The organism is Streptosporangiales bacterium (assembly GCA_009379825.1).
Classification (GTDB): Bacteria; Actinomycetota; Actinomycetes; order Streptosporangiales; family WHST01; genus WHST01.
Genome location: WHTA01000130.1, coordinates 1 through 9,072 on the forward strand (window position 1 = coordinate 1; position 9,072 = coordinate 9,072).

A 9,072-nucleotide genomic window follows, 5' to 3' on the forward strand; every position below is an offset into this window, starting at 1 on the left:
AAGGTTCGTGCGGTCACTCCCCGGTGAGTGCCTTCAAGTGCAGCTCGAATCGTTCGGTGAGTGCTGCAAGAACAGCTCTGCCCTTGTCAGCACTAGCCAGTGACGGGTGCCCAATGACGCCGGTGCTGGTGTAGGCGGACATGCCTAGCAGGTGAAGTAGTGGCCGGTCTGGCGCGTGATGGTCAGTGGTCTGATACCCGTGGGCAACTAGTGTCGCGCTAGGTAAATAGCTTTACCTGTGGGATCATGATGCATGGCGCCGGCTGTGGATGTGGAGCTGTCCTCGCGGGATCGCGAGGAGTTGTTGTCGTGGACGCGCGCGCCGTCGATGAAGGCGGGACTGGCGCAGCGGGCCAGGGTGGTTCTGCTGGCTGCCGACGGGGTGGGCACGACCGAGATCGTGCGCCGGGTCGGGTTGAGTAAGCCAGCGGTGATCGGGTGGAAGCGACGGTTCGCGGCCGAGGGTATCGACGGGCTGGACGATCGGCCCAAGTCCGGGCGCCCGCGTCGTATCGACCCGGTGGCTGTCGTGCTCGCGACCTTGGAGCCGCCGCCGGAGAAGCTCGGCATCACGCACTGGTCGAGCCGGCTGTTGGCCGATCATCTGGGCGTCAGCGACTTCACGGTATCCACGACGTGGAAGAAATGGGGGTTGCAGCCCTGGCGAGTCGAGACGTTCAAGTTCTCCACCGATCCCGAGTTGGAGGCCAAGATCCGCGACGTGATCGGGTTGTATCTGAACCCGCCGGACAAGGCCATCGTGCTGTGCGTGGACGAGAAGTCGCAGGTTCAGGCGCTGGACCGCACTGCGCCGGTGTTGCCGCTACGACTGGGTATGTCGGAGAAACAGACCCACGACTACGTCCGGCACGGCACCACGACGCTGTTCGCGGCGCTGGAGGTCGCGACCGGCAAGGTGACCGATGCCTGCTACCCGCGGCACCGGCACGAGGAGTTCCTGCGCTTCTTAAGGCACGTCGCGAAGAGCTACCCGCGCCGGCGGCTGCACATCGTTTGCGACAACTACGCCACTCACAAGCACCCGGCCGTGACCAGCTGGCTGGCGAAGAACAAGCGGATCACGCTGCACTTCACCCCGACCTCGGGCTCCTGGCTGAACATGGTCGAGATCTTCTTCGGCATCATCACCCGACAGGCGATCCGCCGCGGCACCTTCACCAGCGTCAAGAACCTCATCGCCGCGATCGAGATCTACATCGACGCCTGGAACGAACGCTGCCAGCCGTTCGTGTGGACCAAGACCGCCGACCAGATCATCCCCCACGCGACCAGAGGTCAAGCAACTTCAATAGCGCGACACTAGGTCTGGGTACGCATGCAGCAGTATCGACACTTCAAACTCACCTGCGTGCATGTCTTCGTGCGCGCTGGTCGCCAACTCCGCGGCGGTTCGAGCGTGCCGTATGTCATCACTGCTGGGAAACAGCGTGACGTGCGGGCCGGTTAAGTTGGCTTCCTGAGCTGCGTTGGCCAATGTGTAGTTGCCGCCGTGCCCGTTGACATTGCTAGGCGGTACCCAGCCGCCGCCGTTGAGGTGGCCACGTCTGTGACCACCTGATGGAGTGTGTGGGAGCTGATGCTAAAGGTCCCTGGCCAGAACGCGTGTTCGTGAGAACAACCGAGCGTTAGCGGCGGGAGCATCCAAAGGTCGTATGCGTCCGTGATGGCGCGGCCGATGGTCACAGCGATGATCGTGTCCGTGGTTAAGGGCAAGTAGTCCCCGTGTCGGCCATGTCGGCGATGCTGTACGGGTGGTTGGCTCGAGACCTGCGGCCGGCGTCGCGGTTGTCGAGGAGGACGAGTGTGAACCGGGTGGAGAGCGCCGGGACCTGCTGCAGGGTCCACAGCGACGAGTCGTACCCGATGCCCATCACCAGGACGAGTGGCGGGCCGGCTCCATGAGTCTCGTAGAACAGCTCCTGCCCGTTCGTGCTGACGACGCCTGAACGCGGGACGTGCCCGAGGTTCCGGCGAGTCGGGTCCGCCTCGGATTCTGCGATCGTGCCTTCCATGAGTCCTCCTCAGTTAGCTCGCCCGGTGGCGAGGATCTGCTTCCTCACAGAGGGCGTGAGCAAGACTGTTACGGCGGTAACCCCCACGGTTACGGTTCGGTGCCGCAGGATCGCACCCTGAGCGGTCACGGGACAGGAGGCGCGATGAGTGATGTCGCTGGTCCTGGCGCGGTCGAGCGCGCGCGTTCCGCCGCAGCCGTGGGCGACTGGCACGAGGCGTTCGATCTGCTCGTAGGCGCCGACGAGAACGGCCCCCTCGCGCCCACTGATCTAGTGTTGCTCGGCGAGGTCGCGTACGCGGCCGGCCACCTCGACGCGACGATCGAGGCGTGGGAGCGTGGTTCGCGGCCGTACGCGCCAACGAGCGGATGCTGACCGGAGACCTGTCCGGCGCTCGGCAATGGGCCCGGGTAGCTGTCAAGATTGGTTCGAAGCGAGACCTGGCGGCAGCCGCCATCGGCACGGTGACCGAAGCCCGCCTCCTCATCCTGGACGGCCACGTCCAGCAAGGGCTGGCCCTGCTAGACCAAGCAGGGGTGGCGGCGGTTTCCGGAGACCTCGATCCGCTCTCGACGGGCATCGTCTACTGCGAGCTCGTGTGCGCTCTGCAGGGTCTCGCCCAGTACGACCTAGCCGAGGAGTGGACGGAGGCGATGGAGCGGTGGTGCCAGACGAATGCCGTCGGGAGCGTGCACGGCCGGTGCCGGGTCCACCGCGCGGAGATCCTCCGGCTTCGTGGGTCGTGCAGCGAGGCGGAGGGTGAGGCGTTGATGGCCTGTGAGGAGCTGCGCCCCTACCTGCGCCGCGAACTCGGTTGGCCGCTGAACGAGCTCGGAGTGATTCGCCTGCACAAGGCAGATATCAAGGGCGCGGAGGAGGCCCTGCTCGCCGCACACCGCGCCGGGTGGGATCCCCAACCCGGTCTGGCGCTGGTGCGCCTGGCTCAAGGAGACCCGGCCACCGCGGCCGCCTCCATACGAGACGCCCTCGAACGCCCCATCCGGGTGCCCTCGAAGGAGCGACCACCGACCAGCGACCTGCACCGCGCTCCGCTGCTCGAGGCCCAGGTCGAGATCGAGATCGCGGCCGGCGACCTCGGCCGGGCACGATCAGCCGCCGACGAGTTGGAGCTCGTGGCTGCCCGATTCGACAACAAGGCGTTGCTCGCCGGCGCCACGCTGGCTCGCGGACGAGTGCGACTCGCCGGCGGCGATGCGGCCGGCGCCGAGCAGTGCTTGTCCGAAGCGGTGCGACTGTGGAACGAGGTCGGCGCCCCCTACGAGGCGGCACGCGCACGCATGGACCTGTCCGACGCCCATGCCGCCCGCGGTAGCGAGCACCGGGCGTTCTTGGAGCGCGCAGCGGCCCGCGAGATCCTCGACCGGATCGAAACCGCGCCCTCCGTGTCCCCACCAGCACACGTCGAGCGCCGCGATGCAGCCGGGGAACAGCCCACTGAGAGCGTCAACGTCTTTCGTCGCGAGGGGACTACTGGACTGTGATCTTCGAGGGGCACACCGTTCGCGTGCGCGACCTCAAGGGCATGCGCTACCTCGTGCGGCTCCTCGCCGAACCCGACCGGGAGTACCACGTGCTGGATCTCGTCGCCGCCGAGACCGGCCGGGCTTCTCGGGTCGACAGCGGTCAGGTGGCCAACCTGCCGCACTCGGCACTCGGCGATGCGGGCGAGATTCTCGACGCCCGAGCCAAGGACGCCTACCGCCGACGCATCGCCGAGTTCGACGACGACATCGAGCAGGCGCGCACCATCGGGGACGCCGAGCGCCTCGCCCAGGCAGATGCCGAACGCGACTTCCTCGTTCGAGAGCTCGCACGCGCGTTTGGTCTCGGAGGTCGCGGCCGACGAGCTGCGTCCGCGTCCGAACGCGCTCGAGCCGCCGTAACCCGTTCGGTCCGCCAGGCGATGACCAAGATCGGTGAACACCACCCCACCCTGGGCGAGCACCTCAGCCACACCATCCGCACCGGCACCTACTGCGCCTACCACCCTGACCCGCGCGCGCCGGCTGGATGGCAATTTTGAGTCTCTACGGCGGTGCCGATGGGCCATCCGCTCGCAGTGATCGGAGTCAGCCAGGGCAAGGTTTCCCACTACGACGACTACCTCGACCGAGGTCGACTTCATCAGGAAGTGGGAGGACCACGTGCGACAGTCGCCAGGTGCCGTGCGCGTCGAGGGCTACGGCGACCGCGAAAGCGGCACGGTGTCCTTCGACGAGGAGTGGGCAGACGGCGATGCCTTGATGCAGCACATCGGTCAGATGCAGGAGACGGGTCTCTTCGACGAGCTCATGACGCTGCAGAGCATCGACAGCCTCTTCCTGCTCACACCGACGGACCACCCCGGCGTCAACGCACTCCTCGACCAGTTCGGCGCCAGCCGGTTCGAACGGTTCGCCACCTCCCACGGCTGACCTCGCGGCCGTCTCATCCGTTCGCGAGGGCCGCCTTCTCGGAGGCGGCCAGCATGTCGGCGAAGGTCGCCGTCAACATCCTGTCGATCAGTGGGCCGGTGATGCGGCCCAACGGGCCGCCCCGGGGGAGGTAGTGATAGTCGAACGTGGTCACCGTCCCCTCTCCGGCAGGCTCGAGCGTGAGTGAGGACCGGGCCTGCTTGAACGGAACCGACCAGCTGGGCTGGTTCTGGGTGTCGATCCGGCATCCCTCCTCCCAGACGGTGACGGTCTCCTCCATCCTGCCGACCGGCTTCAGCCTGACCTGGCGGCGGGCACCCACGCCGCCGGCCTGGTCGCCGACGGCGCTGGAGGCCCTGAGGCCAGTCCAGTGGTTGGCCAGGTTCGGGAAGTCGGCGTACAGGGCCCAGACGGAACACGTGGATGCCGACATGCGACGTTGCAGCGTGATGTGTCGTTCAGGCACGAGACTCACTCCGGACCGACTCGAAGTAGGTCACCAGCTCGTCGGCGATGGATGCGCCGGCGAGCACCGGGGCGAAGTGCCCGAGCCCCGGCAGCTCGCAGACCTGCGCGTCGGGGACGTGACGGGCGATGTGCTCCGCGGCATCGGTGAACCAGGTCGCGAGGCGGGTCCGCTCGCCCTGCAGGAGGAGCACCGGTACGGCGACCCGGGCGAGCGCCTCGGGATCGGTGGACCGGGGGCCCTCGTAGGGAGCGTCGCCCTGGATGAACCGGAGCATCGCCGGGACTCCGTCCGACCACCGCTGGTGGAAGTCCGTCCGCTCCAGGGCGGCAACCTCCTCGTCGTTGCAGATCCACGGGGCGAACGCCCGCAACGCATCGGCGAGCCGACCGTCGCCGGCCGCGGTACCCATCTGCTGCGCCATGGCCATGGTCCGGGCTTGGTCGTCGGGTCCCATCACCGAGATCACCGCGGGCTCGAACAGGGCCACCGCGGACACCGAGGCACTGCGGGCCGCAGCCCCGAGCACCCAGGCCCCGCTGCCCGACCAGCCGACCAGGTCGACCGGTTCGCCGATGCTCTCGACGAAGGCCGTGACGTCGTCCTCCAGGTGCGGCGGCGAATGGTCCGGGTTGTCGCTCGACAGCCCGCGGCCACGGGTGCTCGGCAGGTAGCAGGTGAACCTGGCGGTCAGGTGGGGCAGCACCGCGTCCCAGGCGTACTCGCCGTCGCCGATCCCACCGTGGACCAGGACCAGCGCGGGTCCCTCTCCGTGCACTCGTCCGGCGATCTCGGTGCCGTCGGCGGAGACCGCTCGGTGAATTCTCGTGTCAGTCATAGTTCCTGCTCCCGTTCGAGGCACCGCTGTTCGGTGCGTCTACTGGGATCATCGGACGTGTGGCAGGTGGCCGGCATCGGCGTGATTGGCCAACCTGCGGCGGCCGTACTACGCGGTAGTGCGTAGCCGGCTCACCGGGTGAGGGTCAGCCGGTGGTCGATCGCGTAGCGCACGGCCTGGGTTCGGGACGTGACCCCGATCTTGCCGAAGATGTTCGTCAGGTGCCGGGCCACCGTTCGGTCGCTGATGAACAGTCTCTCGCCTATGACCCGGTTGGAGCGACCGTCGGCCACCAGAGCCAGGACTTCGCACTCGCGCCGGGTCAGCCCGTCGGGTAGCTCCGGCACCGGACGATGTGCGCCCAGCCGCTCGAACGCCGCCTCTGCCCGCGCCGCCTCTGCTTCCGCGGAGACCTCGTCGCCGAGCGCGCGATAGGCCGCAGCAAGCCGGACACAGGCCCCGGCGGCGTCGTACACCGCTCCCAGCTCGTGCCAGCGTCGGCAGGCGTCGCGAAGCACCGGAAGCGCTTCCTCGGCGAGGCCCTCGGCCAGCAGTACGGCGCCGTGGGCACCGGCCGCCATTGCCTCGAGACCCGAGGTGGCGTACCTCGCCGCGGTCTCGGCGAGCTCGGATGCGGCGGCCCTGGCATCCTCCAGCCGTCCCGCGCCAAGGGCGATCTCGACCGCGGCGGCGCACAGCGGCGCCCGGCGAAGCGGGTCGTCGCCGGCGGCTGTCACGGCAGTGCGCACCGCCGTCGCTGCCCCGGCTGCGTCCCCGCCACCGAACCGCAACAGCGCCCGACCCGGCTGCGGGTCACGTCCGCGCGCGTGCGCCTCGTCGTACGCCGCGGCAGCATCCGGGTCGCCGCGCAACCTGCGCGCATCACCGACCACGTACCAGGCCTCCGCCGCGTAGTCGACGCGCATCGCGTCGAGGTCTGTCACGACCTGCAGTGCCGCGCGTTCGGCCTCGTCCCACGCGCCGCGGAGGACGTGGAGTTGCGCGCGGTGCACGGCGCACAGGCCACCGAAGACCCCCACCGCGGGAAGTGTGGACAACCAGTCCTCGGTCAGGTCGGTCCAGCGGGACACCCGGTGGAAGTCTGCGATCTCGTGACAGGCGGCGATGGTGTGGCAATAGAGGCTGCCCGACATGAAGGGGGGCAGATCGCTGTCGATGGCGGTGACCATCGCCTCGTCGAGCAGCGCCAACCCGTCGGCCATCTGGCCGGCCATGATCAGGGCGCGGCCCTCTCCGTTGAGGCCCATGAGCACGAGTCCAGCCTCGTCGATCCGTCTGCCGAGGGCCTGCACCTGGCGCGCCGCCTCAACCGCTGCCGCCGGCTTGCCCGCGTGCAGGCTCGCCTCTACCCCGGTGACCAGCAGCAGCAGTCCTTGCGCGGGGAAGTCCGGGTTCCCCTCCAGCAGCCGTCCGGCACGACCGAACCAGCCCATGGCCTGCGGCTCGTCGCCCCGCCCCATGTGAAAGAGCCCCAACAGCATCGCTGCCCACGAGGCCTCGGCCGGCCGGGCGTCTGCTTCGAATGCCTCGCAGGCCGCAGCGGTCAGCCGCAGAGTGTCCTCGATCCGGCCGAGCCACGCCATCGCATCGGCATGGGCTGCGACGTCGTCTGCGGTGAGTTGCTCGGTCGGCACCGCGTCGAAGTTGGCAGCGACGCCAGCCCAGTCCTGCGCCGCATGGGCCTCCCGAGCCCGGGCCAGGTTGTCCGCGTACGCATCCATCAGTTTCCCCTCGGCCTGCAGCTCGGCCTCCACTCAGTGACGCTGCGGACCAACTCGCGTCACGACGCTACAGGACGCCTGCCGGGATGGCGGGATAGTCAGACGATGAAGCATCCGGGATCTGCCGCATTCCGTGCGGGCTGGCGAGCATCCCGTAGATGGATCCGCTTACGGGCTGCCGGCTGGCGCGCCAGTCCGGATGCTGAGGCGTGCGGTCATGTCGAGCTTCACCTCGCCGTATGGAAGCACGTGCTGCCAGAACAGAGGTGTCAGCCCGCGGCGGTCCTCCGGGGTGAGTAGGTCGGTCCAGTCGTGTTCGGCGAGGACGTCTTGGAGCATGAGGGTGTTCACGTACACCAGCGCCGCCTGCAAGATCCGCAGGCACAGTACGGTCATCTCCTGCTCGTCTTGACGGTTGGACGCGATCTCGCCGCCCTTGCCGTAATAGATGACGGAGTTCGCTCCGTTGAACGCCTCGACGACGTTGAGGCCTTCGGTGATCTCACGCTGCAGTTCGCGGCTGCGCAGGTAGCGAGCCACGAAGATCGTGCGCTGGGCTCGACCGACCTCCAGCATCGCTTGATATGTCGGGTGTGACGCTGAGCGGGTGAAGCGGCGCAGGATCGCCTCGGTCGAGGCGGTCCCTTGGCGGATGGCGGTGGCGTACTTGATCATCTGGTCGTAGTTCTGCTCGACCAGGTCCCACCGGATTGGGCGGGTCAGCGCCGGCGCCAGCTGCGGGTACGCCTCCGGCTGGACAGTCGTGGGCCGGTACAGGCGGACCTTGTTGATCCGTTTGATCCGCGGGAGCAGGTCGAACCCGAGCAGCCTCGTGATGCCGAACCCGATCTCGGACTGGCCGTGGCTGTCGACGTAGTTGCCCTTAACCTTCATCGTGGTCCCGTGCCGGATGGCGCCTTCGACCATCGCGTGCACCTCCGAGGCCGAGGCACGCAGGGTCTGGGAGTGCACGACCATCGACCCGCGCTCGACGTGCCAGTAGATCAAGATCCCCCGACCGCCGTAGCGCGAGTGCCACTCGGTGAAGATGTTCTGGTCGTAGGACCGGAAATGGGTTGAGTCCGAGGCGACCGCGGTCGACCCGTCACCCCACAGCGTCTGCTGGCGCGCTGCGAACGTCGCGTTGGCGATACCGATCGCGACCGCCTGCGCGGTGTCGCGGGTCAGGTATCGCCGCCGGACGTAGCGGATCTCGTCCTCGGTATGGCCGTGCCCGCCGCCGGCAGCGGCCGCCCGGATCCCGGTGTTGGTGCCGTAGGCGTAGATCGCCAGCATCAGCCGTTCGGCCAGCACCTCGACCGGCAGTGTGCCGCTGCCGGCGACGGCACTGACGTCGTTCAAACACCCGGTGCGCAGGACCGCTTCCTTCAGGATGTCGATCAGCGCGACGGTTCCCCAGAGGTTGTCCCGGCGGTCGTAGAACTTGAAGGTGGCGGTCCCCCGCCTGAGGCCTGCCGAGTGGTAGGTCCTCTGGTGAACCGCCAAGTACACCGAAGAAGGAAGGGGACCGCTGTGAGCAAGACCTACCAGAAGAAGG

The 9,072-nt window shown here is 68.0% G+C and carries 5 protein-coding genes and 3 pseudogenes; 3 read left to right on the forward strand and 5 right to left on the reverse strand.

Annotated features, from left to right (window positions below):
- Nucleotides 1-253: 253 nt before the first annotated feature.
- On the forward strand, nucleotides 254-1,324 hold the full coding sequence (locus GEV07_29830) for an IS630 family transposase (GenBank protein MQA06723.1): 1,071 nt from the start codon (nucleotides 254-256) through the stop codon (nucleotides 1,322-1,324).
- On the opposite strand, the pseudogene GEV07_29835 reads toward GEV07_29830, so the two are convergent.
- A pseudogene (locus GEV07_29835) lies at nucleotides 1,307-1,866 on the reverse strand (hypothetical protein). The gene GEV07_29830 and the pseudogene GEV07_29835 sit on opposite strands and share 18 nt — an antisense overlap.
- 311 nt (nucleotides 1,867-2,177) lie before the next feature.
- Between GEV07_29835 and GEV07_29840 the strand changes: the two are divergent.
- Both GEV07_29840 and GEV07_29845 read left to right on the forward strand, forming a co-directional pair.
- Nucleotides 2,178-4,077: pseudogene (locus GEV07_29840) on the forward strand (transcriptional regulator).
- A 121-nt stretch (nucleotides 4,078-4,198) separates the two neighbouring features.
- On the forward strand, nucleotides 4,199-4,468 hold the full coding sequence (locus GEV07_29845) for a hypothetical protein (GenBank protein MQA06724.1): 270 nt from the start codon (nucleotides 4,199-4,201) through the stop codon (nucleotides 4,466-4,468).
- Nucleotides 4,469-4,481: 13 nt separating this feature from the next.
- On the opposite strand, the gene GEV07_29850 is transcribed toward GEV07_29845, so the two are convergent.
- From GEV07_29850 to GEV07_29865, 4 genes and pseudogenes are all read right to left on the reverse strand, one after another.
- Nucleotides 4,482-4,934 carry an SRPBCC family protein gene (locus tag GEV07_29850; GenBank protein ID MQA06725.1) on the reverse strand — a complete coding sequence of 151 codons (453 nt, stop codon included), beginning with the start codon at nucleotides 4,932-4,934 and terminating at the stop codon, nucleotides 4,482-4,484.
- Nucleotides 4,927-5,772 carry an alpha/beta fold hydrolase gene (locus GEV07_29855; protein MQA06726.1) on the reverse strand — a complete coding sequence of 282 codons (846 nt, stop codon included), beginning with the start codon at nucleotides 5,770-5,772 and terminating at the stop codon, nucleotides 4,927-4,929. Before GEV07_29855 ends, GEV07_29850 begins: the two co-directional genes overlap by 8 nt.
- Nucleotides 5,773-5,903: 131 nt before the next feature.
- Complete coding sequence (locus tag GEV07_29860) at nucleotides 5,904-6,353, reverse strand: hypothetical protein (GenBank protein MQA06727.1); 450 nt, start codon at nucleotides 6,351-6,353, stop codon at nucleotides 5,904-5,906.
- A gap of 1,329 nt (nucleotides 6,354-7,682) precedes the next feature.
- A pseudogene (locus GEV07_29865) lies at nucleotides 7,683-8,933 on the reverse strand (Tn3 family transposase).
- Nucleotides 8,934-9,072: the final 139 nt, after the last annotated feature.